General features: G+C 43.3%; 22 protein-coding genes. 15 read left to right on the top strand and 7 right to left on the bottom strand.

Going from position 1 to position 24342, the window contains the following annotated elements:
- Positions 1-87 precede the first annotated feature (87 nt).
- Positions 88-2805, bottom strand: a complete 2718-nt coding sequence (gene polA, locus Q91_RS00995) for a DNA polymerase I (RefSeq protein WP_015005011.1) — start codon at positions 2803-2805, stop codon at positions 88-90.
- A gap of 145 nt (positions 2806-2950) precedes the next feature.
- On the opposite strand from polA, the gene Q91_RS00990 reads away from it, so the two are divergent.
- The 7 genes from Q91_RS00990 to Q91_RS00955 all read left to right on the top strand — a co-directional run bounded on the left by Q91_RS00990 (position 2951) and on the right by Q91_RS00955 (position 9951).
- Positions 2951-3628, top strand: a complete 678-nt coding sequence (locus Q91_RS00990; protein ID WP_015005010.1) for a TIGR00730 family Rossman fold protein — start codon at positions 2951-2953, stop codon at positions 3626-3628.
- An 81-nt stretch (positions 3629-3709) separates the two neighbouring features.
- Positions 3710-4051: a DUF2782 domain-containing protein gene (locus Q91_RS00985; protein WP_015005009.1), complete on the top strand. Its 342-nt coding sequence runs from the start codon at positions 3710-3712 to the stop codon at positions 4049-4051.
- Between the two features lie 22 nt (positions 4052-4073).
- Positions 4074-5018 carry a homoserine kinase gene (locus Q91_RS00980; protein ID WP_015005008.1) on the top strand — a complete coding sequence of 315 codons (945 nt, stop codon included), beginning with the start codon at positions 4074-4076 and terminating at the stop codon, positions 5016-5018.
- Between the two features lie 354 nt (positions 5019-5372).
- Complete coding sequence (locus Q91_RS00970; protein ID WP_015005006.1) at positions 5373-5795, top strand: TRAP transporter small permease subunit; 423 nt, start codon at positions 5373-5375, stop codon at positions 5793-5795.
- Positions 5785-7161 carry a TRAP transporter large permease subunit gene (locus Q91_RS00965; protein WP_015005005.1) on the top strand — a complete coding sequence of 459 codons (1377 nt, stop codon included), beginning with the start codon at positions 5785-5787 and terminating at the stop codon, positions 7159-7161. Before Q91_RS00970 ends, Q91_RS00965 begins: the two co-directional genes overlap by 11 nt.
- A gap of 94 nt (positions 7162-7255) precedes the next feature.
- A complete protein-coding gene (gene ovoA / locus Q91_RS00960) occupies positions 7256-9391 on the top strand; it encodes a 5-histidylcysteine sulfoxide synthase (RefSeq protein ID WP_015005004.1) in 2136 nt (711 codons plus the stop codon).
- A gap of 2 nt (positions 9392-9393) precedes the next feature.
- A complete protein-coding gene (locus Q91_RS00955; protein ID WP_015005003.1) occupies positions 9394-9951 on the top strand; it encodes an antibiotic biosynthesis monooxygenase in 558 nt (185 codons plus the stop codon).
- Positions 9952-9975: 24 nt separating this feature from the next.
- On the opposite strand, the gene Q91_RS00950 is transcribed toward Q91_RS00955, so the two are convergent.
- Both Q91_RS00950 and Q91_RS00945 read right to left on the bottom strand, forming a co-directional pair.
- Entirely contained in the window at positions 9976-10419 is a 444-nt protein-coding gene (locus Q91_RS00950; RefSeq protein ID WP_015005002.1) for a group III truncated hemoglobin, read from the bottom strand.
- Between the two features lie 108 nt (positions 10420-10527).
- The gene (locus tag Q91_RS00945; RefSeq protein ID WP_015005001.1) at positions 10528-11616 is read right to left on the bottom strand and encodes a TRAP transporter substrate-binding protein; all 1089 of its coding nucleotides are present in this window, start codon (positions 11614-11616) and stop codon (positions 10528-10530) included.
- Between the two features lie 348 nt (positions 11617-11964).
- Between Q91_RS00945 and Q91_RS00940 the strand changes: the two genes are divergently transcribed.
- Both Q91_RS00940 and Q91_RS00935 read left to right on the top strand, forming a co-directional pair.
- Positions 11965-12453 (top strand): TIGR00645 family protein, encoded by a 489-nt coding sequence (locus Q91_RS00940; protein WP_026362537.1) that lies wholly within the window; start codon positions 11965-11967, stop codon positions 12451-12453.
- Between the two features lie 16 nt (positions 12454-12469).
- Positions 12470-13510, top strand: coding sequence for an aldo/keto reductase (locus Q91_RS00935; RefSeq protein WP_015004999.1), 1041 nt, complete (start codon positions 12470-12472; stop codon positions 13508-13510).
- Between the two features lie 52 nt (positions 13511-13562).
- Here Q91_RS00935 and Q91_RS00930 read toward each other — a convergent pair whose 3' ends face one another.
- The gene (locus Q91_RS00930) at positions 13563-13835 is read right to left on the bottom strand and encodes a hypothetical protein (RefSeq protein ID WP_015004998.1); all 273 of its coding nucleotides are present in this window, start codon (positions 13833-13835) and stop codon (positions 13563-13565) included.
- 386 nt (positions 13836-14221) lie between these two features.
- Between Q91_RS00930 and Q91_RS00925 the strand changes: the two genes are divergently transcribed.
- Positions 14222-15679 (top strand): aldehyde dehydrogenase, encoded by a 1458-nt coding sequence (locus tag Q91_RS00925; RefSeq protein ID WP_015004997.1) that lies wholly within the window; start codon positions 14222-14224, stop codon positions 15677-15679.
- 51 nt (positions 15680-15730) lie between these two features.
- Here Q91_RS00925 and uvrD read toward each other — a convergent pair whose 3' ends face one another.
- Complete coding sequence (gene uvrD / locus Q91_RS00920) at positions 15731-17896, bottom strand: DNA helicase II (protein ID WP_015004996.1); 2166 nt, start codon at positions 17894-17896, stop codon at positions 15731-15733.
- A gap of 136 nt (positions 17897-18032) precedes the next feature.
- Between uvrD and Q91_RS00915 the strand changes: the two genes are divergently transcribed.
- The gene (locus Q91_RS00915; RefSeq protein WP_015004995.1) at positions 18033-18650 is read left to right on the top strand and encodes a bifunctional 2-polyprenyl-6-hydroxyphenol methylase/3-demethylubiquinol 3-O-methyltransferase UbiG; all 618 of its coding nucleotides are present in this window, start codon (positions 18033-18035) and stop codon (positions 18648-18650) included.
- Positions 18651-18672: 22 nt separating this feature from the next.
- On the opposite strand, the gene Q91_RS00910 is transcribed toward Q91_RS00915, so the two are convergent.
- Complete coding sequence (locus Q91_RS00910; RefSeq protein WP_015004994.1) at positions 18673-19503, bottom strand: sterol desaturase family protein; 831 nt, start codon at positions 19501-19503, stop codon at positions 18673-18675.
- A 135-nt stretch (positions 19504-19638) separates the two neighbouring features.
- Positions 19639-21504, bottom strand: coding sequence for a phosphomethylpyrimidine synthase ThiC (thiC, locus tag Q91_RS00905; RefSeq protein WP_015004993.1), 1866 nt, complete (start codon positions 21502-21504; stop codon positions 19639-19641).
- A gap of 99 nt (positions 21505-21603) precedes the next feature.
- Here thiC and Q91_RS00900 point away from each other — a divergent pair, with 99 nt between their 5' ends.
- From Q91_RS00900 to Q91_RS00885, 4 genes are read left to right on the top strand one after another with little or no spacing between them, the layout of a single operon-like run.
- Positions 21604-21924, top strand: coding sequence for a rhodanese-like domain-containing protein (locus Q91_RS00900; protein ID WP_015004992.1), 321 nt, complete (start codon positions 21604-21606; stop codon positions 21922-21924).
- Positions 21925-21928: 4 nt separating this feature from the next.
- Positions 21929-22456, top strand: a complete 528-nt coding sequence (locus tag Q91_RS00895; protein WP_015004991.1) for a mismatch-specific DNA-glycosylase — start codon at positions 21929-21931, stop codon at positions 22454-22456.
- 7 nt (positions 22457-22463) lie between these two features.
- Complete coding sequence (gene dtd, locus Q91_RS00890) at positions 22464-22916, top strand: D-aminoacyl-tRNA deacylase (protein WP_015004990.1); 453 nt, start codon at positions 22464-22466, stop codon at positions 22914-22916.
- Between the two features lie 54 nt (positions 22917-22970).
- Positions 22971-24305, top strand: coding sequence for a TolC family outer membrane protein (locus tag Q91_RS00885; protein WP_015004989.1), 1335 nt, complete (start codon positions 22971-22973; stop codon positions 24303-24305).
- The last annotated feature ends 37 nt before the right edge of the window (positions 24306-24342 follow it).

Below are 24342 nucleotides of genomic sequence, written 5' to 3'. Positions count from 1 at the left end.
GTTTTAAAAAAAGTTCAACATTAAGTATTTTTTCAACACGCGCCTATCCTTCAAAGCTCTGTTCAGTTACAGCAAACATATCACCGATCAATGCGCTTCATCCCAGTTCTTACCCATACCAACATCCACGACTAATGGCACATCCAAAGATGCTGCCCCACTCATTTTTTGTTGAATAATGCTCGCGGCCTGATCTAAATAACTGTTTTCGACTTCAAACACTAATTCATCATGCACCTGCATCACCATTCGCACAGCAGGTTTATCAACTTGCAACCAATTATCCACCGATAACATGGCTAACTTAATAATATCTGCCGCTGTTCCTTGCATGGGCGCATTAATAGCCGTTCTTTCGGCATACTGCCTACGTTGTCCATTCTTAGCCAGAATATCAGGCAGGTATAAACGTCGACCGAATAACGTTTCAATATACCCTTGCTCACGCGCCAACTCACGTGTTTCGTCCATATATTGTTTTACGCCTGGATACCTTTCAAAATACAAATTGATATAGCCTTGAGCAGCGCCGCGATCAATATCTAACTGTTTCGCTAAACCAAACGCAGACATGCCATAAATTAAGCCGAAATTAATCGCCTTAGCCGAACGGCGCTGATGAGTCTCAACTTGATCAACGGGCACACCAAACACTTCTGCTGCTGTTGCCTTATGCACATCTAAACCCTCTTTAAAGGCTTGCAAAAGACCCGTGTCCTGCGATAAATGCGCCATAATCCGCAACTCAATTTGTGAATAATCAGCTGCCATGACAGTAAAGCCTTCCTCTGCAATAAATGCTTGGCGAATCCTTCGACCTTCTTCACTGCGTACCGGAATATTCTGTAAATTCGGATCAGATGAAGATAATCGTCCCGTTGCCGCAACCGCTTGGTGATAGGAAGTATGCACACGCCCAGTTACTGGGTTAATTTGTTTTGGTAATTTATCGGTATAGGTTGAGCGTAACTTACTCAAACTACGGTGCTCAAGAATCAAGCGCGGCAAGGGAAAATCAACGGCCAAATCTTGCAAAACGCTCTCTGCCGTCGAAGGTTGACCCTTGGGTGTTTTCTTTAAGACTGGCAAGCCTAATTTATCGTACAGAATCTCTTGGATTTGCTTTGGCGACCCCAGATTAAATGGTTGGCCCGCAGCCTCATGGGCCTGCGTTTCCAAGGCTTTAATGCTGGCGGTTAATTCGCCACTTTGCTGACTTAACATTTGCTCATCAACCAACACCCCTGTTTGCTCCATTCTGGCTAACACAGGCACCAGTGGCATTTCTATCGTTTCATAGACCGTTGCCAAACTGTCTATTTGCTTTAACTGAGGAAAAATATGCTGATGTAAACGTAACGTAATATCAGCATCTTCCGCTGCGTAAGGTGCTGCCAGCTCAATAGACACTTGATCAAAACATATTTGTTTTGCGCCTTTACCCGCCACATCTTCGTAATGAATAGTTTCTTGCCCCAAGTATTTTTCAGCCAAGGCATCCATATTGTGCCGCGACGCAGTGCTGTTTAAAACGTAAGACTGAAGCATAGTATCGTGACAAATTCCCGCCAAGCTAATACCGTGATTAGCAAGCACGTTCGCATCATATTTAAGATTTTGACCGACCTTACGAGCACTTTCTGACTCTAACAAGGGTTTTAATTGATCCAACACCCATTGCCTAGACAGTTGTTGTGGCGCACCGGGATAGCTATGAGCCAACGGAACATAGGCCGCATGACCTGCTTCAATAGCAAATGAAACACCCACGACCAATGCTTTCGTATAGTCTAAATGTGTTGTTTCGGTATCAAAGGCAAACAACTCTGCCTCTGTCAGCTTTGCCAACCATTGGTTAAATGTTGCTTCATCTAGAATCGTTTCTACGGTTAATTCAGTTTTTGCCGGTAACGGTTTCTCATCCACCTGTTCGCTGGCAACGGTCGACGCCTTTGTTCCACCCAACTGTTTTAACCATGAATTAAACTCATAATGGCTTACCATCTCCTTTAAGGTTTCTGTATCCGGCTGCGTTCTTATTAAATCCGCCGGAGCCTTATCTAACGGTACATCACATTTAATCGTTACGAGCTCTTTTGATAACGGAATCGCATCAAGGTGATCACGCAAACTCTCACCCACTTTGCCTTTTACTTCATCAGCCCTTGCGATAATTTCATCCAGTGAACCGTATGCATTGAGCCACTTTGCAGCCGTTTTTGGTCCCACTTTAGGCACACCCGGAATATTGTCGGAGGTATCGCCCATCAAGGCTAAATAATCAATAATCATGTCAGGCGACACACCAAACTTTTCCTTCACGCCTTCTTCGTCCAGCCATTGGTTATTCATTGTGTTAATTAACGACGTTTTATTGGTGACTAGCTGCGCAATGTCTTTATCGCCTGTTGAAATAACAACATTAAGATCTTCCTCTTCGGCCTGCTTAGCCAATGTACCAATCACATCATCCGCCTCAACACCTGGCTCCATAACTAAAGGCAGCCCCATTGCTTTTATTAACTGATGTAATGGCTTAATTTGCTCTCGCAACTCGTCAGGCATTGACGCCCTGTTGGCTTTATACTCAGGATACATATCATTACGAAACGTCTTTCCTGGGGCATCAAATATGACACCAAAATATGCCTCTGGGTACGTCTCAACCAGTTTTTTAAGCATGTTTGTTACGCCTAAAATGGCGTTGGTGTATTCACCTTTTGAGTTTGTTAATAATGGCAGTGCATGATAGGCACGAAATAAGTAAGAAGAGCCATCTACCAATACCAATGTTTTTTCAGCCATGAACCTATCCAATATTTATATACGCAAGATTATACCCAAGGGTATCGAGCAAAGAACATAAGTTTCACTCAGGCAACAACGATCCTTTAATTTAGCCTTATACTGCGCAAACCGATTACCATGTTATAAAAAACAGGAGCAGCAGATGAGCGATCAAAAACGCGAAGCATGGAAAATTTTTCAAATTATTGCCGAATTCGTCGATGGTTTTGAACAGCTCTCACACATTAAGCCTGCCGTCAGTGTCTACGGTTCTGCACGGCTCAATGAAGATCACCCTGATTACCAACGCGCCGAAGCCATTTCCCTTGCCTTATCCAACGCCGGCTTTTCTGTTATTAGCGGTGGCGGCCCTGGCATTATGGAAGCTGCCAATAAAGGCGCCTTTAAAGGCCCGTCTTCAAGTATAGGGCTTAATATTCTGTTACCACATGAACAACAGTCCAACCCTTACCAAGACGTCAGCTTAAATTTCAGACATTTTTTTGCCCGTAAAGTCATGTTTGTCAAATACGCCACCGCTTACGTTGTCTTACCGGGTGGCTACGGCACCTTAGACGAACTGGCTGAAATTTTAACCTTGGTTCAAACAGGCAAGACTCGAAAGATACCCATTATTCTCGTTAATAAAGAATTCTGGAACGGCCTAATTGATTGGTTTTCAAACACCTTAGTGGCAACAGGAACCCTTAAAAAAGAAGACCTCGATCTATTTCAGCTTTGTGAAACACCCGATGAGGTGCTAACAGCTATTTTTGACTTCTACGAGCAGCGTGGATTTGCGCCTTCTGCCGAAGAAGAAGAAATACTGCTAGAGCTTTAAAACCGCTAAAACAAAGCCAAATTGTAAAAACTCACCAGTTAGTGTCATAATTGGAGAAACACTTTATTCCAAAGGAAAATCATGCGCCGCTGCTTACCCATTATTCTAGCCCTACTACTGATGTATTTATCAAACGCTACGGCAGAAGATGCAAGACCGACTGTTGTCCCTGAGCCGCCCGAACTGCCTTCACAAATTGTCAGCGGTGAGAATATGTCACCTGACATTACGATCACCCGTAAAGAGAAAGAAACGATTACTGAGTACAGTGTTAACGGCAATGTTTACATGGTGAAAATTTCACCTAAAAACGCACCGGCTTATTATATGGTGGATACCGACGGTGATGGCAATTTGGAAACGCGCCGTTCAGACTTAGAAAAAGGCATGAACATTCCCCAATGGTTACTGTTTAGCTGGTAGTTCCAAAGCGGTTTTCTAAGTTATGTCTGTCTATACGGTCGTTGAGCGCGCCCAGCTGGTCGCTCATTTAACGCATTACGATTTGGGCCACCTTGTTAGCTTTCAAGGTATTAGTTCCGGTATTGAAAACACCAACTATTTTGTAACAACCACCCGCGGCCAATATGTATTAACGCTGTTTGAGGAATTAAAAGCAGAAGAGTTACCCTACTTTTTAACGATCATGGCTTTTGTCTCAGCCAAGGATGTCCCTAGTGCACAACCGATCCTCAATAAAGCAGGCAATTACCTATCTACCTTAAATGGTAAACCGGCAGCCATGGTAGAAAAGTTAGCCGGCACTGATGTTGACAGCCCCAATTCGACCCAATGCGCCGTTATTGGTCAGGCAATGGCAAATTTACACTTAGCCAGCTTAGAACTAGACATTTATCGCGACAATAGTCGAGGCGCTCACTGGCGACAACAAGCGGCAGAATTACTGTTACCATTAGTTGACCAAGATTCCGCTGAACTTATCAACAGCGAATTGGCTTTTCAGGCCCCCTATGACACATTAGGTCTACCTAAAAGCGTTATCCATGCCGATTTGTTTAGAGACAACGCCTTATTTTCTGGCGACCAGCTATCCGGCATTATTGACTTTTATTATGCCTGTAATGACTATTTTACTTACGATATAGCCGTTGCTGTAAATGACTGGTGCATCAACACTAATGGCTCCTTAGACAACACTCGCTTTAAAGCCTTTATGTCTGCTTACCAAGCTATTAGACCGCTGACAGAAGACGAAGTTAGACACTGGCCTATTGTAATACGTGCAGCTGCTTTTAGATTTTGGTTATCGCGCTTAAGAGACGTGCACTTTCCAAAAGAAGGCGAAATGACTCACCTAAAGGACCCTGATGCCATGAAACAAATTTTATTAGCCCGCCGGGAGCTTCCTAACAATTACTGTTTAGAATAATTATTAATCCGACCTTGCGCTAAGTAAACAAGCAGCCTTATTTTTTGAACAAGGCCTAACACTCCTCATTTGTTTCTTTGCAAACTCTACATGACCATATTTTTTCTTTTTTAAGCCCGCTAGAAACTTATCCAGCTTGGCCGTCTTCTGCAAAAGCCTCGCTAAACCATCATCCTTTATTGTCCAACCTAATTTAACGCATAAGCCTGTATTCAGTTGACAACACATTGTAATATAGCCTCTTCGTTATGAAACTCAAACCACATGTTCAATACGCTGATCTGTCTTATAGACTCTATTAACAGGGTTATTTTTAATACCGTTTCTTGGTTCGTTGCTTTGATGGTTGTCGTTATGTTTGGCATTGTAACCTTACGTTACGGCTTCAACATCGGCTCGATCGCCGCACAAGAGTCCATAACCTACCTACATGGCTTAGTATTTATGTTGGCCATTGCACATACACTTAAAATAAATGGTCATGTACGTGTAGATATTTTCTATCAACGCCTAGGGCCGAAAGGTCGCGCTATCGTCAATTTGCTGGGCTCAGTGTTTTTATTGCTCCCCGTAAGTATCTTTATCGCACATGCCAGCTGGGACTACGTATCTACTTCGTGGGCTTACTTTGAAGGCTCTAGAGAAGCAGGTGGACTAGACGGCGTCTTCTTACTTAAATCGTTAATTCCACTGATGGCTTTTTTATTGTTCTTGCAAGGCTTATCCGAAATCATGAAATCAATTTGCACCTTACGCGAGGCTAATCATGGACGGTAGTATTGCCTTATGGATGTTTGCCGTTGTCTTTCTTGTTTTACTAATGGGCTACCCCGTTGCCATTAGTTTGGCAGGAACCGCTTTAATTTTTGCCTTTGCCGGTGATTACTTTGGCACCTTTGACACTGCTTTTTTAGCCGCCTTACCGAATCGATTATTTGGCATTATAGAAAACGACACATTAATTGCCGTTCCCTTATTTGTATTTATGGGCGTGATGCTAGAAAAGGCTAAAATTGCCGAAAGCCTGCTTGAAAACATGTCTAAGCTATTTGGCACCCTACCGGGCGGTTTAGGTTTCTCGGTTGTATTAGTTGGTATGTTAATGGCTGCAAGCACCGGTATTGTCGGGGCCACCGTTGTAACCATGGGGTTATTGTCTTTACCGACCATGCTAAAACGTCAATATGACCCGGCGCTGGCTTGCGGCACCATTTGTGCCTCTGGCACACTGGGTCAAATTATCCCCCCTTCCATTGTATTAGTGCTACTTGGCGATGTTATTTCGTCTGCCTATCAGCAAGCTCAACTCGATATGGGCATTTTTTCGCCAGACACTGTTTCCGTTGGTGACCTGTTTGCTGGCGCCCTAATTCCAGGTATTTTATTAGTGGCTTTGTATTTAATATACTTAGCTGGCCTGGCTTTTTTTAAACCATCCAGCTGCCCGGCTTTACCCAGCCAACAGGTCGATAAATCACTTTATTTAGGCTTAATAACCGGCCTAATGCCGCCCTTGGTTTTAATTATCGCCGTCTTGGGTTCTATTATTGCCGGCATCGCAACACCAACCGAGGCCGCTTCTGTTGGCGCGGTAGGCGCAACTTTTCTCGCTTATTTAAAAAAACAACTTAGCCTTGCCCAATTAAAAGCTGTAACACAGGACACCACTCAGGTTACCAGTATGGTGTTTTTTATATTGATTGGCGCTTCGCTATTTTCGTTAGTTTTTAGAGGTTTTGGCGGAGATGAACTGATAGAAGAATTACTGTCTGACTTACCAGGTGGGGTATTCGGCGCTATGCTGGTGGTCATGCTGGTTATGTTTTTTTTAGGCTTCGTGTTAGATTTTATTGAAATAACCTTTGTTGTCGTACCCATTGTTGCACCTATTTTATTAGCAATGGATATCAACCCAGTTTGGCTGGGTATTATGATTGCGTTAAACCTACAAACTTCGTTCCTTACACCACCTTTTGGATTTGCATTATTTTACTTACGCGGTGTTGCACCGGCGGCTATTAAAACCAGTCAAATATACCGAGGCGTTCTACCATTTATATTAATACAACTAGTCCTATTAGCCTTATTAGCTGTTTGGCCAGAGCTAACGACCTGGCTCCCCAGCATCATTTACAATAATTGACTTTAATCACCTATTAACAAATCTTATGTGTAATACCTTTGCTTTTTTCAAAGCCAGTAATAGAATAAAAGGAATGTAACCAACGAGGGGAAACATGTCATCCGTAGCAGAAGAAATTAATCATGACGTAAAAATAACTAAAACAGTTTTGCTGAACACAGGGTCCGTTGAACAAAAAAGAGAAGAAATTCGCGACTACCTACACAAAACATTTCAGCTAGAAGAACAGTTATACAGCACACTAAAACATGATGAGGCTTTTTATTTAAGGCCTGAATCTCTCCGCCACCCTCTTGTTTTTTATTACGGCCATACTGCTACTTTTTTCATCAATAAACTCAGCCTTGCCTCGCTGATCCAAAGGCGTGTTAACCCGCGCTTTGAATCAATCTTCGCCGTCGGTGTGGATGAAATGTCGTGGGATGACTTGAATGAGGCCAATTACGATTGGCCTATCATTAGCGAGGTACAGACGTACCGACAAACCGTCTTAACACTGATTGACTCACTCATAAGCACCCTACCGCTCGAACTTCCGATTACTTGGGAAAGCCCGTTTTGGCCTATTCTTATGGGCATTGAGCACCAACGTATCCATATTGAAACCTCTTCCGCTATTATTCGCCAAATGCCGCTTGAACATTTGCAGCAACATAGCACTTGGAATGTTTGCCCTCATGTAGGAGAAGCCCCTAGTAATGAACTGCTTAATGTTGAAAGTGGGCGCATTAAACTTGGTAAAGATAAAAACCACAAAACCTATGGCTGGGATAACGAATACGGTGAAAAAGTTGTCGATATTGAGGAGTTTTCCGCCAGTAAGTACCTTGTTTCTAATGCTGAGTTTCTCAGCTTCATAAAAGACAACGGCTATCATCAAAAAAGATTTTGGACCGAAGAAGGCTGGAACTGGGTGCAATATAAAAAACCCGAACACCCGCTTTTTTGGATACAAAAAAATGATCGCTACCTTCTTCGCACCTTATTAGAAGAGCAAGAAATGCCTTGGAACTGGCCAGCAGAGGTCAATTACTTAGAAGCAAAAGCGTTTTGTAACTGGCTTAGCGAAAAGAAAGGAAAACCTATTCGCCTACCCACCGAGGAGCAATGGCAACACTTACACCAGCTTCACAATATTCCTGACCAACCAGAGTGGGAACAAGCACCCGGCAACATTAATCTGGAACATTGGGCATCTGCCTGCCCAGTTGATCACTTTGCCTTTGGCGAATTTCACGACTTAATCGGCAACGCATGGCAATGGACAGAAACACCCATCAGTGGCTTTGATGGCTTTGAAGTTCACCCGTTATATGACGATTTTTCCACCCCCACCTTTGACACACAACATAATTTAATTAAAGGCGGCTGTTGGATTTCAACCGGCAACGAGGCCACCAAACACGCACGCTATGCCTTTAGGCGCCACTTTTATCAACATGCGGGATTCCGCTATGTAGAATCAACACAACCTATGGAAAAACCATCTGCTATGTACGAAACCGATACCGCTGTCTCTCAGTATTGCCACTTTCATTACGGCCCGACTTACTTTGATGTAAAAGACCTTTCTGCTCATTGTGTTCAATTATGTTTGGAACAACTGCAAGATAAACCCACCACTCGCGCACTTGATTTAGGTTGCGCCGTTGGCAGGGCTTCTTTTGAACTGGCACAACATTTTGATGCGGTCACTGGCATCGACTTTTCTGCGCGCTTTATCCGCATTGCTCATCAAATGCAGCAAAAAGGCAAAATTCATTATGAGCTAATCGAAGAAGGTGAAATAGTCTCCTATCATGAACAAACTTTAGAGCACATTGGCCTTAGCAACAATCGCGACAATATTGAGTTTTTTCAAGGTGATGCTACCAACCTAAAACCACAATTTACCAATTATGACTTAGTACTGGCCATTAACCTTATTGACCGTTTACGCACACCCGCCGTTTTCCTAAATGATATTCGCCACAGAATTAACGTCGGCGGCCTATTGGCCATTGCTTCACCATACACATGGCTGGAAGAGTTCACGCCTAAAGAAAACTGGTTAGGCGGCATTCGTAAGGATGGCGAGCCATATTCCACCTTAGAAGGCTTAAAAGATCACTTAGGTGAGCATTTTAAATTAGTTAACGACCCCACCGATGTGCCCTTTGTTATTCGCGATACCAGTCGAAAATTTCAGCACAGCTTTAGTCAGCTGAGTATTTGGCAACGTACTAGTTAATAATGGCTGACACAGACAATACCGCCGTTACCGTTTCAATTGCACGCAAGGTAAAAAAAGGCGCAGAACAACAGTATGAAGACTGGCTACACCGGCTTTCTGAGGTGGCCACTAAATTTCCCGGGCACCAAGGTGTGCACATCCTAAAGCCATCTGCACAAACAGGCGGTGATTATGTGCTTATTGTTGGTTTTAATTCCTATGCACACCAAAAAAAATGGGAAGAGTCTGAACAAAGGCAGCGCTTTTTAGATGAACTTGATGAAAAAGGGCTTATTGAAGGCAGTACAAAAATAAAGAAAGTTTCTGGGTTAGAATTTTGGTTTACCTTGCCAGAAGTGCCCAGTAGCGCCCCACCTAACCGGCACAAAATGGCCCTAGTGCTAATGGTCGTGGTATTTTCTTTATTAGTAACCATTAACCAAGTATTTGCGCCTTGGTTGTCAACCTTAACGCCTATACTAAAACTTGCCATTATGGTGGTGGGACAAGTCTTACTGATGACTTACCTTGTTATGCCAGCAGTCACACGCTTGCTTAAAAACTGGTTATATCGCTAAGGAGGTTAACGCCCTAAACGAGCACTAAGACTCTTGATGTTGCTGCAAATCAGTACGAATCCACTCTGCCATTTTAGTAGCACGGACAAGCCAAATGTCTGCGTACTTCTTTGGCAAGTGCTCATATAAATTACGCGAGAATAACGCCACCCAATCATCAACCAGGCTTGGTGGAATTTTTAAATAGCGGTGTACGGCATGGGGGTTATAAATATCTTCACGATAACGCTTACCGCCTAAATCAATCCACCAAAAATGACCTATTCGTTGTTTAAGCTCGTCCCAATCTTTCACCTCAGAAAAGTAACCACCAAGCGTTGGATGCACTTTGATAAGGTCATAAAAACTGCTAACCACCTGCTGAATGGTTTCTTTACCAAGCGTCAAATGCAACTCTCGATAAGCCCTATCAGCATTTATCTCCCCTGCTCGTTTATCAGACTCTTTATTTTCAGACGAATCATTCATAATCATTAGCCTTTTTCGTTAAAACATTACTCAAACAGTGCATTAAAAAATGCGGCGCAAGTTTTTAAAATTAGTTTCATTCTTTCAGCTCAGTTGATGTATGAAACGTTAAGCTCCTAACCCCCTAGCCCGCATGTATGCATACTCTGACACATCCGACCATTTAATCGCTTGCTGCTGAAAGCTACTATACGAGGCATAAACTTTTTGTGAGAACGCATCTCTATCTACAATGTCCTGTACCACTTCATTGGATAGCCAGTGAAGTTTTTTCAGCACATCATCCGGTAGGGCTTTAACACTGACTTGATGCTTATTTACTAAGGTGTCTAATGCTGCATTATTTTTTGCGCTAAACTCTGAAATCATGTCCATACTAGCGTCTTTACATGCGTGTTTTACAATGGCTTGCAAATCTTTCGGTAACGACTCAAAGGTCTGTTTATTAACAAATGTTTCTAGCGTTGAGCCAGGCTCATGCCAACCAGGGTAATAATAGTTTTTTGCTGCTTTATACAAACCAAAGGCCAAGTCGTTATAAGGCCCAATCCATTCGGTTGCATCAATAGCACCTGATTGCAGTGAGGTAAAGATTTCACCGCCTGGCATACTGACGGGCGTTCCACCTGCACGGCTTAACACTTCGCCACCTAGACCAGGAATACGCATTTTTAAACCTTGCAAGTCATCCACAGAGTTAATATCTTTACGAAACCAGCCGGCCATTTGAACACCCGTATTACCCGTTGCCATAGGCACTAGGTTAAATCGGTCGTACAGTTCCTCCCATAACGCAAGGCCGCCGCCGTAATACAACCAACCGTTAACTTCCTGTGCTGTCATTCCAAAAGGGATGGCGGAAAAGAATTGCGCCGTTTCACTCTTGCCTTTCCAATAATACGGCGCACCGTGACCCATTTCTACAGTGCCACGAGACACTGCGTCAAAGGCTTCAAAAGCAGGGACCAGTTCGTTGGCACCATACACTTTGATACGAATACGCCCCCCAGTCATTTCCTCTATGGTTTTTGCTAAATAATTAGCATTTGTGCCTAATACAGGAAAGTTTTTGGGCCATGTTGTTACCATTTTCCATTTAAATTCTGGCTTGGCAGCTAAGGCCTTTCCACCCACAGCGAGTGACGTGGCTGCGACCATACCGCTGCCAAATGATTTCAGTACATCACGACGTTTCATTTATATGTTCTCCATTGACTCTTTAATGCAGCTTGCGACTGCTTTTTATTGATTAACTGCCAAGATATTCATCTTAATAACAATAGCACCCTGTTTTGCCATCTATCATTTAACAAGCGTTTTTTTGAATATAAACACCAAATCTGCCCAGTGTACGATATTTTAGTGTAATGGGGCTTTTCTCGCTAAAAAACGCACAAAATAATGGCGCTTTTAACCCCCTAAAATTGAACCCACTAGCTATCTATATTACCGACAATACACCATAGAGAGAAGTGTTAAAAACTAGACTTAATCCATGTATACTAACTTTTTTATCACTGATCCCAATTCAATCTTATGCAGCGTATTGAACAACGCCTAGAAAAAATACTTTATGCCTCAAGGTGGCTACTCGCCCCTATCTACCTTGGTTTAAGCCTTGCTCTAATTTTATTATCTATCAAGTTTTTTCAAGAAGCTTTTCACTTTTTCCCCATTATTTTATCCACTACAGAATCGGACATGGTGCTGGTGATTCTTTCGCTAGTTGATATGTCTTTGGTGGGTGGGCTAATTATTATGGTGATGCTCAGTGGTTACGAAAACTTTGTTTCGCGAATTGATATTGAAGAAGGTGCCGAAAAGCTGTCTTGGCTTGGCAAATTAGATTCTGGCTCTTTGAAGCAAAAGGTAGCCGCCTCAATCGTCGCAATTTCTTCAATCCATTTACTTCAAAAGTTTATGAATGCCGAGCATATCGCCAACGATAAACTGATGTGGTACGTTATTCTGCATATTACTTTCGTCCTATCAGCCATTGGCATGGCTTGGGTCGATAAGATGAATAGACATTAAAAAACAGGACCTCACTATGCAATACAGACAACTGGGTAGAACCGATCTTAACGTTAGTTTAATTGGCCTTGGCACCATGACATGGGGCCGTCAAAACACGCAAGAAGAAGGCTTTGAGCAAATGGATTATGCTCTCACTCAGGGCATCAATTTTTTTGATACCGCTGAAATGTATGCTGTTCCACCAACACCTGACACCTACGGCAAAACTGAAACTATTATTGGTAACTGGTTTGCCTCACGTAAAAATCGCGACAAGGTGATCCTTGCGTCAAAAATTGCCGGGCCAGGTATGGAGTGGGTACGTGAGGGCAACAACTTTATTGACCGTAAAAATATTCTATTAGCCGTTGAAGACAGTTTAAAACGTTTACAAACCGACTACATCGACCTTTATCAACTGCATTGGCCAAACCGCGGTTCTTATCACTTTGGTCAAATTTGGGACTACGCTCCTAACTTTGACAAACAAGCGGTTGAAGACAACTTCATTGAAGTTCTTGAAACCATGGATGAGCTTATCAAGGCAGGCAAAATCCGCCATGTGGGTCTATCAAATGAAACTGCTTGGGGCATCTCTAAATGGCTAGAGTTGTCTGAAAAACATCAATTACCACGTATGGTATCGATTCAAAATGAATACTCATTAATGGCTAGGCACTTTGAGCCAGACCTTAGTGAAATTAGTCTACATGAAGATTGCAGCTTACTCGCTTGGTCGCCTTTAACTCGTGGTTTAATCAGCGGGAAATACCTTAACGGCGCTATGCCTGAAGGCACCCGTTTGGCTATTGATTCGCGTGTTGAACATCGTGCTAACGCACAAACAGATGCCACTATTGAAGCCTATATCGCGCTAGCTAAAAAACATCAGCTTGATGTTTGCCAAATGGCGTTAGCCTTTGTTAATCAGCAACCCTTTGTTAGCTCTAATTTAATTGGCGCTACCAGTATGCAGCAATTAAAAAGCAATATTGCGTCTATTGACCTAACGCTATCTGATGAAGTTAACGAGGGAATTAAAACCATTAGAAGACAATACCCTATGCCTTTTTAGGCCATATCTGACGTATCAAAACGACCTTTTATGCCAGTGCCCAACCAACGGGTTATTGCCCAACTTCATGATAAGGGTGCTGGCTAACAAAGTGTTGAAGCACTAACTTGAGCTTAGCACTTTGCACAAGGTTAGCACACGCTTCTGCCTCATGGATATCGTCTAAGATAATCTCTTTAATTGCTGGAACGCCAGCTTCAGTTTCAAGCAAGTAATGCCCTAGCTCTAACGCTACAATGTTTGGCACATGTTCATGCTCTGCGATAGCCTCTATTTCTTCGTTGGTGAGACCACTCAATTCGACACAATCTTCATATGTAAGCATGATTAACTCCTTTTTCTATATTCATTCCATACCCACTAATGTAGACAAATAATCCTAATTTTCTCTCAAGAAAAACACCCTTAAAGTGCTAACAATCATGTATTTCTTGATCTCAATCATATATTCCACATAATATCCCACCTATTGAGCATTGGGCGCGTCGTTCAACACACAAAAACAACGGTCTAGTTCCAGGTTTACGGGCAAGCCCTTGTTATGTCATGTATTCGTCAGCTTAATCTTAAGATTGCTCTTGCATAAGCACTAAGCCTTTGCGAGCATACAACCACATGAATATCGATTAGCTATCTTTTTCTCGAAATTCATTTGTAGTCATTGAAAAAAACATTCATAATTAAATGCTTATATAATAACAACGGAACACTATGAAAACCCAACTTATCATCAATAATGAGGCCGTAGACGCCTCAAATGGCGCAACATTTGAACGCCTAAATTCACTCACTGGCAACGTTGTTTCTCAAGGTGCTGCTGCAACCATTGACGATGCAAACAAAGCAGCTGAAACCGCTGCTATTGCTTTTAAAACTTGGTCAGAAACTGGCCCAACCGAGCGTCGCGCTTTATTACTCAAAGCAGCCGACATCCTAGAAAGCAAAACGAATGATATTATTCAAGCCATGGCGGCCGAAGTGGGTGCATCCGCCTTATGGTCTGGCTTTAACGTAATGATGGCAGCGGGTTTATTCCGTGAAGCCGCAGGCTTAACAACCCAAGTACAGGGTGAAACAATCCCAACGGATAAGCCTGACACACTGTCTATGACATTCCGCCAACCCGTTGGTGTTGTGTTAAGTATGGCACCTTGGAATGGCCCTGTAGCGTTAGCAGCTAGAGCCATTGCCTACCCTATTGCATTTGGTAATACGGTTGTCTTTCGCGCTTCTGAAGTCAGCCCAAAAACGCATCTATTGGTTTGCGAAGCGCTGTTTGAGGCAGGTTTACCAGCAGGTGTTTTAAACGTTATCACACATGCTTCTGAAGATGCACCTCAAATCACTGAAGCATTGATTGCACACCCAGCCATCCGCCGCATTAACTTCACAGGCTCTACTCGTGTCGGCAGCATTATTGCTCAGCAAGCAGCAAAGCATTTAAAACGCTGTTTGCTTGAGTTAGGTGGAAAGTCTCCGCTAGTGATTCTAGACGATGCCAATATTGACGAAGCGGTTAGAGCGGCTGTGTTTGGTTGCTTCTTATATCAAGGTCAAATTTGCATGACAACAGGCCGTATCATCGTAGATGAAAAAGTGGCTGATGAATTTATAGAAAAATTTGCTGCCGCTACCGCACAACTGACCATGGGCAATCCAGCGGAACCCGGCAACGAAATGTGCATTGTTGGCCCACTGATTGACTCGTCCTCCGGTGAGCGCTTAAACAGTATTGTTAAAGATGCAGTAGACAAAGGCGCCAACGTAGTTTCTGGCGGAACAGCAGAGGGCGCATCGATGCCTGCCACTATTTTAGATAATGTTACTGCTGACATGCGCGCCTATCACGAGGAGTCTTTTGGTCCGGTTATTTCTATTATTCGCGTTAAAGACGATGAACAAGCACTGTTTGTTGCAAATGATACGGAATACGGTTTATCGGCCTCTGTCTTCAGCCGCGACTTCCCAAGAGCGATGAAAATGGCAAAACATATTGAATCGGGCATTTGTCACATTAACAGCGCAACTGTTAATGGCGAAGCTCAAGCGCCGTACGGCGGTACTAAAGCAACCGGTTATGGACGCTTCGATGGCCGTGCAGTGATTGATGAGTTTACCGAATTACGCTGGGTTACAGTTGCACCAAACCACGTGCACTACCCATTTTAAATTAATAGCTATTCCCCCAGCTTATTGAACATAAGCTGGGGCGTTTTAAGGCTAAACTTTATCTAATTTCGCATAGGCAAGCATTAGCCATTTACTACCCGCTGAAGAAAAATTAACCTGCACTCGCGCTTGCGCACCACTGCCTTCAATATTCAACACCACACCTTCGCCGAATTTTGCATGCACGACATGCTCGCCCATTTTAAAACCAACGGCTGATTCATCACTAAAACTAGCTTGTTGATTGCTTACTACGGGGCGTGTTACACGAGCGCCTAAACGAACCTCCTGCATTAACTCTGCAGGAATTTCCCTAATGAAACGAGACGGCATCGGATAGCTTTCTTGCCCATGTAAACGACGCGATTCTGCAGAGGTCAAATACAACTTCTCCTTTGCTCGTGTAATACCAACATAGGCTAGCCGTCGCTCTTCTTCTAGTTTCGCTGCATCATCAACCGAGCGCTGACTAGGAAACAAGCCTTCTTCCATACCAACCATAAAGACCAGTGGAAACTCCAAGCCTTTTGCCGAATGCAGGGTCATCAATTGAACGCAGTCTTCAAATTTATCACCTTGAGCTTCACCAGCCTCTAAAGCAGCATGGGCTAAAAATGAGTCTAACTCACTCAACTCTTCAGCTTCATCGGCCTCATAGGCAAATTGACGCGCTGCATTGCTAAGCTCTTCTAAGTTTTCTACTCGTGCTTCGCCCTTCTCGCCTTTTTCTTTTTTATGATGTTCAATCAAACCAGAACGGCTAATTACCTGTTCAACTTTTTCATGTAAGCTCATCGACGCCATATCAACAACCAGTTGACGAATCAAGGCTAAAAAGCCCGTCAATGCATTTAATGCTCGACCAGTTAACGCCGCTTCCTCACATAACTCATTTGCTGCCTGCCAAAGGCTTATGCTTTTCCCACGAGCTTGCTCACGAATAATATCTAGCGTACGCGTACCTAGCCCGCGTGTTGGCGTATTAACAATGCGCTCAAATGCCGCATCATTATCGTGATGAGTCGCCAGTTGCATATAGGCTAATGCATTTTTAATTTCTAACCGTTCGAAGAAACGATAACCACCATACACACGGTAAGGAATACCGGCAGCCATTAGATACTCTTCAAATAAGCGCGACTGAGCATTGGAGCGATATAAAATAGCGGCTTCTTCACGACTGTGCCCATTCGTCACCCAGTCTTTAATTCTATCAACAACAAAGCGCGCTTCATCCTGATCGTTATAGCCCGAATACAAAGAGATTAACTCGCCTTCCTCACCATCGGTCCATAACTCTTTACCCATCCGCCCATCGTTATTAACAATAATGGCATTGGCTGCTTTTAGGATGGTACTGGTGGAACGGTAATTTTGCTCTAAACGCACCACCTTATGTTCAGCATAATCTTTTTGAAAACGATGAATATTCTCAATCTTTGCACCACGCCAACCATAAATAGATTGATCGTCATCACCCACTACATATAAGTTTTCAGATTCTTCTGTGAGTAGCCGTAACCAAGCATATTGAATGGTATTGGTATCTTGAAACTCATCGACTAACACATGTTTAAAACGCTGCTGATAATGTGCTCTTACCGCATCGTTATCACGCAATAACTCATGTGCTCTAAGTAATAATTCAGCAAAATCGACCAGCCCAGAGCGCTGACAAACTTGTTCATATTCTGCATAAATCTCTAACATTTTTTGCTCAAAATGATCACTCGACGGCGCAATATGTTTCGCTCGTTTACCTTCGTCTTTTTGTGCATTGATAAACCATTGGACTTGGCGAGGTGGCCAGCGTGAATCATCCACATTCATTGATTTAAGCAGACGCTTAATCATCCGAAATTGATCATCTGAATCTAGTACCTGAAACGCATCTGGTAAGCCCAGTTCTTGAGCATGCATTCTTAATAATCGATGGGCGATCCCATGAAAGGTGCCAATCCACATGCCACCAACCGGTGTTTTTAGCATCGATTGCACACGCTCACGCATTTCACCTGCCGCTTTATTAGTAAACGTTACCGCCAAAATACTATACGGCGAAACACCTTCAACCTGCATCAGCCAGGCAACTCGATGCACCAGCACACGCGTTTTACCACTGCCTGCCCCTGCTAAAATAAGTGCGGCCTTTTGTGGGCCACTCACTGCATCTCGCTGAGCATCGTTAAGCCCATCTAATATATGTGTAATATCCATGTGAATATTTTATACTGACCCGACACCAGTTTCATTGAAACAGACAAAAAATAACAACCTTTCATAAACCAACGCCCCGTTCGTTATTTAAGTTGCCTCGACTGACAAATGACAGCAAAAACTTTGGAATAAACAAATGGACGACATCAGCGCTAAAGAAACCACAACCATAAAGCATTACGAACATAATGCAGACGCTTTTTGGAGTGGCACAAAAGATCATGATGTTTCGCAAAACATTAAGGCCTTCTTAGCCGCCCTTCCAAAAGACAAAACCCTTAATATCCTTGATTTTGGCTGTGGTCCCGGCAGAGATTTAAAACACTTTAAATCCTTAGGGCACGTTCCAATAGGCCTAGATGGCTCGCCAACCTTTTGCAAAATGGCCACACAGTACAGCGGCTGCCCAACACTTAATCAAACCTTTGCCACGATGACGTTGCCCTTTGAACATTTTGATGGAGTTTTCGCCAATGCATCAATGTTTCATGTGCCAAGCTCACAACTTTTAAATGTATTGAATAAGTTGCATCAGTGCTTACGCCCAAATGGCATTTTATTTACGTCTAATCCACGCGGTAACGCTGAAGGCTGGCAAGGTCAGCGTTACGGGCATTACCAAGAGCTAAAGGACAGTAAAGCTTTTTTGGAGCAAGCCGGGTTCGAGATATTAACGCACTACTATCGCCCCGAAGGGAAACCACAAGAACAACAACCTTGGCTGGCTATTGTTAGCCGACAAATCCCTCGCTAAGCCAAACAAGCACTTATTCAAATTACTTTTTAAGACTGCTTTCTCTTTGTTCATATAAGGCTGAATTAAAGGGTTGTTTTAACTGCCCAATAAATTGATCCCACCGCGTTTGATCAAATCTATCGCCTAAACCAAACCGTATCTTTTGAGGATCATCTCGCAAACAAAAGCTAGCAAAAACCCTATCCCAAATGGACAACACACTGGCGTAATTGGAATCTGTTTCGTTTTGCAAGTGCGAGTGGTGAACCCAATGAACATGAGGCGTAACAATAATGACACGTAATAATCTATCCAACGTAGCTGGAACAGCAACATTACTATGATGAATTAAAATAATCGGTAACGCTATCAACTCATAAATTAGCAACTGCTCTACGCTTAAGCCAATGATTGGCAACACCAATAAACGCAGAGCGCTTGAAAATATTATCTCTACGCTATGAAACCGCACCGCTGAACTGGCATCCATTGCTGCATCCGAATGGTGGACAGCATGAAATCGCCATAAAAAGGGAATTGCATGATTGAGTCTATGCCAGCAATATTGCCAGCAATCGAATAACAATAGACCAATTAATAACTCAAGGTAGGGGTTTAATGTCAGCCAATTCAATAGGCCAAACGAATGGCCCACTGCCCATGTTGTGACTGACAACACCAAACCCGTGAACAAAACACTCGCTATAGCCGCATTTAAAACACCTAATAAAATATTAGCCGCATCATGCCTCAACCGTGGTTTGACAGCATCATAAAATCGAAACATCGGCGCTAGCATTTCTAGCATTACCAGCGTTGCTAATACCAGAGCAACAAGAACCGGCTTAGCAGCAAGATCCATTTCAGCCATGACTCAGCCTCAAGCGATTAATCAACTTACTCTGGTTAGGCCAGCTAATAACAACGCCAGCCTAAACATTTAGCTCCTTCAAAAAGCTAGCCGAATTTTGATTGCTCAGGATCTCTGCGCTATTATGAGAAGATGTTAAACCTTCTTATATAGCTCGGCACCTTTGCTTTTAAACTCGCCTGCTTTTTCAGCCATCCCTTCAGCCAATGCATCTTGAGCATCTATGCCTTTATTCGCTGCATAATCGCGCACATCTTGGCTAATTTTCATCGAACAAAAATGTGGCCCACACATGGAGCAGAAGTGGGCAACTTTGGCAGAGTCTTTAGGTAAGGTTTCGTCGTGATATTCACGTGCTCTGTCCGGGTCTAAACCAAGATTAAACTGATCTTCCCAACGAAATTCAAATCGCGCTTTTGATAAGGCATTATCTCGTATTTGTGCACCGGGGTGACCTTTGGCTAAATCCGCCGCATGTGCAGCAATTTTATAGGTAATAATCCCCACTCGAACATCTTCTTTATTCGGTAAACCCAGATGCTCTTTAGGCGTAACATAACAGAGCATCGCACAACCAAACCAGCCAATCATCGCAGCACCAATGCCCGATGTAATATGGTCATAGCCCGGTGCAATATCGGTTGTTAAAGGGCCGAGGGTATAAAAAGGCGCCTCATCACAGCACTCTAGCTGCTTATCCATGTTTTCCTTGATCATATGCATAGGAACGTGACCAGGACCTTCGATCATTGTTTGCACATCGTGCTTCCAAGCTATTTTCGTCAGTTCACCTAACGTTTCTAGTTCACCAAACTGAGCTTCGTCGTTTGCATCGGCCAAGGAGCCAGGGCGCAACCCATCGCCCAATGAAAATGACACATCATACGCTTTCATAATTTCGCAGATATCTTCAAAATGCGTATATAAAAAGTTTTCTTTATGGTGTGCTAAACACCATTTCGCCATAATAGAACCACCGCGTGACACAATGCCGGTCGTCCGCTTAGCTGTCATCGGTACATAACGTAGTAAAACGCCTGCGTGGATTGTAAAGTAATCAACGCCTTGTTCTGCTTGTTCAATCAAAGTATCGCGGAAAATTTCCCACGTTAGATCTTCTGCTTTACCGTTTACTTTTTCAAGGGCTTGATAAATCGGCACCGTACCAATCGGCACAGGGGAATTACGCAAAATCCACTCACGTGTTTCATGTATATTTTTACCGGTTGATAAGTCCATGATGGTATCCGCGCCCCATCGAATGCCCCATACCATCTTATCAACTTCTTCTTCAATCGAAGAAGTCACCGCTGAATTACCTAAATTACCGTTAATTTTAACCAAGAAGTTACGGCCTATAATCATTGGCTCTACTTCAGGGTGGTTAATATTCGCTGGAATAATCGCTCTGCCACGTGCAACTTCGTCACGCACAAATTCTGCTGTGATCTGCTCAGGGATACTTGCGCCGAAGGATTCGCCGGGGTGTTGCTCTGCGTTAATTTCAGAACGCTTCATGTTTTCACGAATCGCTATGTATTCCATTTCAGGCGTGATAATGCCTTTTTTCGCATAATGCATTTGGCTAACGTTTGCGCCCGCTTTCGCTCGTCGAGGTGCTTGGATATGCTCAAAACGTAAGCTTGCTAACGCTGGATCGTTTTGCCGTTCTTGGCCAAAAGTTGAGCTGGGCCCTTCTAGCAGCTCGGTATCATTCCTATCTAAAATCCACGGTAAACGCACATTCGGCAACCCTTTACGCAAATCAATCGTTGCATTTGGATCTGTATAGACACCCGAACAATCATAAACATACACATCTGGGTTTTTTTCTGCGCCAAAACTAGACGCTGTATCCGCTAATGATATTTTACGCATCGGCACGTTGATATCATCACGCGAGCCTTTAATATAAACTTTTTCTGAATTTGGCAAAGGCGTTATAGCTGCCTGCTGCAATGCTTCGGTTTTCTTCTGGAATTCTTCTGGAATGGCGCTCATAACGACCTCTTTGATGCACGTGTATTGATATTAGGGTAGCCTTCATCTTATCACACACTGCTATAATTAATTTCCAATAAAAAAGGCTTTATTACCCATATGAAAAAAATTTCTGCTACTGAACTAAGCTCACTGCTTGAGCAACCTAATCACTCCTTATTTTTGCTTGATGTTAGAGAGCCTAACGAGTTTGAATATTGTCATCTACCAAACAGCCATTTAATACCAATGCAGAGCATCCCTAATCGTCTAGATGAACTGCCAAAAGACAGCCCTATTATTACTATCTGCCATCATGGAATGAGAAGCCAACAAGTAGCTCAGTTTTTGCTCCAAAATGGCTTTACCGATGTTATTAACTTGACCGGCGGTGTTAATGCTTGGGCCGCTCAGGTCGATAATTCTATGCCAACTTATTAAGCTAATGGAAACCTTGCCAGACCTACTTAGCGCCCCATTAGCCGCTTTGTCAGTTGGGTTAAACCCTTCTATTCCGTCTGTTAAGGCAGGGTTTTACTTTGCCAACCCCAGAAACCGATTTTGGAAAGCACTCAATCAGTGCGGTTTTTTTGATGAACATATCGAGGCCAGTTTTAATGGCTGCCAATACCTACACACTAAATACCGAATTGGCTTTACTGACCTAGTAAAGCGCCCAACCGCTGGCTGTGGCGACTTAAAAGCCCTTGACTACCGTAACGGTAGCTCTCGACTACAGCAACTCATCGACGATACACAGCCCGACATAGTTTGGTTCCACGGTAAATTAACCTGTCAAAAATACCTGCAATACAGCGAAGTCAAACCATCTGCCACCAGCTGGGGCCTGCAATCTTGGACGATTAACGCCAAACCCGTTTACGTATCACCCAATCCTAGCCCTGCAAATGCCGCTTTCTCACTAGCTGTTATTAGCGACAGCTATGCAGATTTTTTTAAACACTTATCATAACCTGCTCATGCTAACCGTTATTCAACGCGTCACTTATGCCAAGGTTACCGTTAATGATTGCCTCATTGGTGAAATTGGCCAAGGCATCGTCGCCCTTGTCGCCATTAAGGAAAACGATAGCGAAACCGAAGCAAAGCAATTGATTGATCGTATTTTATCGTATCGGATTTTTGCCGATAAAGACGGTAAAATGAACTTAAGCTTAAAAGATATTAACGGTGGTTTATTACTGATCCCACAGTTCACCTTAGCGGCCAATACCAAAAAAGGCGCTCGCCCCAGTTTTAGCTGCGTTGCAGCACCTCAACTATCAAAGCCGTTGTTCGAATTTACTACGCGTTATGCAAAACAACAATATGCCGCTGTTTCATGCGGTGAATTTGCTGCCGATATGCAAGTTACTTTATGCAATGACGGACCCGTCACATTTACATTAAAAACACGGAATGAAGATGGTTAAGAACCTGCCCAACATGCTAAAATGTTGGCTGTTACTACTAGTCTCTTTACCAACATGATTTTTTTGAAAAAACTTCTTCCAAGTCTCGCTCTTTGTATTTTCCCTGTTTTAAGCATCGCCCAACCTATCGATTTGATGACGGCCTACAAACGTGCTCTTCAACATGATGCTGACATTCATGCTGCTTATAACCAGTTGCTATCTTCAAAAGAAGCAAGCCCACAGGCTTTAGCTGGGTTACTACCTAGCATTAACGCATCGGCGCTGTCTAACGATGTCCGCCAAGAAAGTGAAAGTAATTTTTCGGGAACGGGGAAAAGTACAGACCAATTCCGTGATGAGGGCTTTGCAGTTTCCCTAAGACAGCCTCTTTTTAATTGGGCCAACTACACTCGCTACAAGCAAGCTAATAAGCAGGTTTCTAGAGCCGAAGTAGAATATGAAATTGCGCAACAAGCACTAATTTTACGTTTAACCGAACGTTACCTTAACAGCCTTCAAGCCGAAGTAGCCTTGAACTTAGCAAACGACGATGTTAATGCTTTCACCCGTCAGCTTGAGCAAGCACAAGCTCGCTTTGAAGTTGGCCTTATCGCGATCACTGACGTACATAACGCCCAAGCTCGATATGATTTGTCTATTGCAACTCAAATTGCTGCACAAGATGACCTGTATTCTGCACAAGAGTCACTTCGAGAGATTATCCAAACCGACGAATTAGTACTGGCTCATTTAGCCTCTAGTTTCCCCTTATCTGCGCCTGAACCGAATGATATCAATCGCTGGGAAGAGTTTGCTGCCCTGCAAAACCTATCGCTGGAAGTAGCTAAATACGATGTCAACATTGCTAAAAAAGAAATAGAGCTACAGCGCGCAGGCCACTACCCTACTGTAGATCTAGTCGCTTCTCACCAATATGCTGAAACCGGCGGTGGCAGCTTTGGAACTGGCTTAAGAAATGAATCCGATAGCATTGGCGTAGAACTAAATGTGCCTTTATTTGCGGGCGGAAGAACCAGCTCACTAACAAGGCAAGCAGCGTTTAACCATCAACAATCGTTAGATATCTTACAATCATTACAACGCACCACTCTAAGAAAAACGCGTGACGCATTTAGGGGCGTTACGGCCAACCTAAAACGCATCCATGCCTTAGAGCAGGCCATTGTTTCAAACAAAAGCTCTTTAGACGCAAATGAAGTTGGCTTAGAAGTAGGGACCCGTACCATCGTTGATGTGCTTGATGCGCAAAGTAACTTATCACGAGCAAAACTTGAACTAAGCATTGCGAAAAAAGACTATATTCTTAATATTTTAAACCTTAAAAACAATGCTGGAACCCTTTCTGAGGCCGACCTTGGCATAGTCAATAACTGGCTAGCACACTAGATACCGCTCATTATTAGCCGTAATAAAGAACACTAGC

The sequence above is a fragment of the Cycloclasticus sp. P1 genome (assembly GCF_000299965.1).
GTDB lineage: Bacteria > Pseudomonadota > Gammaproteobacteria > Methylococcales > Cycloclasticaceae > Cycloclasticus > Cycloclasticus pugetii.
Note: the sequence above shows the minus strand (reverse complement) of the source record. Positions and strands in the feature narration are given on the sequence as shown.

Excerpts from the sequence above, each read along its gene's own strand:
- polA (WP_015005011.1), bottom strand. The coding sequence starts at position 2,805 with ATGGCTGAAAAAACATTGGTATTGGTAGATGGCTCTTCTTACTTATTT.
- Q91_RS00990 (WP_015005010.1), top strand. The coding sequence starts at position 2,951 with ATGAGCGATCAAAAACGCGAAGCATGGAAAATTTTTCAAATTATTGCC.
- Q91_RS00985 (WP_015005009.1), top strand. The coding sequence starts at position 3,710 with ATGCGCCGCTGCTTACCCATTATTCTAGCCCTACTACTGATGTATTTA.
- Q91_RS00980 (WP_015005008.1), top strand. The coding sequence starts at position 4,074 with ATGTCTGTCTATACGGTCGTTGAGCGCGCCCAGCTGGTCGCTCATTTA.
- Q91_RS00970 (WP_015005006.1), top strand. The coding sequence starts at position 5,373 with ATGTTTGGCATTGTAACCTTACGTTACGGCTTCAACATCGGCTCGATC.
- Q91_RS00965 (WP_015005005.1), top strand. The coding sequence starts at position 5,785 with ATGGACGGTAGTATTGCCTTATGGATGTTTGCCGTTGTCTTTCTTGTT.
- ovoA (WP_015005004.1), top strand. The coding sequence starts at position 7,256 with ATGTCATCCGTAGCAGAAGAAATTAATCATGACGTAAAAATAACTAAA.
- Q91_RS00955 (WP_015005003.1), top strand. The coding sequence starts at position 9,394 with ATGGCTGACACAGACAATACCGCCGTTACCGTTTCAATTGCACGCAAG.
- Q91_RS00950 (WP_015005002.1), bottom strand. The coding sequence starts at position 10,419 with ATGAATGATTCGTCTGAAAATAAAGAGTCTGATAAACGAGCAGGGGAG.
- Q91_RS00945 (WP_015005001.1), bottom strand. The coding sequence starts at position 11,616 with ATGAAACGTCGTGATGTACTGAAATCATTTGGCAGCGGTATGGTCGCA.
- Q91_RS00935 (WP_015004999.1), top strand. The coding sequence starts at position 12,470 with ATGCAATACAGACAACTGGGTAGAACCGATCTTAACGTTAGTTTAATT.
- Q91_RS00930 (WP_015004998.1), bottom strand. The coding sequence starts at position 13,835 with ATGCTTACATATGAAGATTGTGTCGAATTGAGTGGTCTCACCAACGAA.
- Q91_RS00925 (WP_015004997.1), top strand. The coding sequence starts at position 14,222 with ATGAAAACCCAACTTATCATCAATAATGAGGCCGTAGACGCCTCAAAT.
- uvrD (WP_015004996.1), bottom strand. The coding sequence starts at position 17,896 with ATGGATATTACACATATATTAGATGGGCTTAACGATGCTCAGCGAGAT.
- Q91_RS00915 (WP_015004995.1), top strand. The coding sequence starts at position 18,033 with ATGGACGACATCAGCGCTAAAGAAACCACAACCATAAAGCATTACGAA.
- Q91_RS00910 (WP_015004994.1), bottom strand. The coding sequence starts at position 19,503 with ATGGCTGAAATGGATCTTGCTGCTAAGCCGGTTCTTGTTGCTCTGGTA.
- thiC (WP_015004993.1), bottom strand. The coding sequence starts at position 21,504 with ATGAGCGCCATTCCAGAAGAATTCCAGAAGAAAACCGAAGCATTGCAG.
- Q91_RS00900 (WP_015004992.1), top strand. The coding sequence starts at position 21,604 with ATGAAAAAAATTTCTGCTACTGAACTAAGCTCACTGCTTGAGCAACCT.
- Q91_RS00895 (WP_015004991.1), top strand. The coding sequence starts at position 21,929 with ATGGAAACCTTGCCAGACCTACTTAGCGCCCCATTAGCCGCTTTGTCA.
- dtd (WP_015004990.1), top strand. The coding sequence starts at position 22,464 with ATGCTAACCGTTATTCAACGCGTCACTTATGCCAAGGTTACCGTTAAT.
- Q91_RS00885 (WP_015004989.1), top strand. The coding sequence starts at position 22,971 with ATGATTTTTTTGAAAAAACTTCTTCCAAGTCTCGCTCTTTGTATTTTC.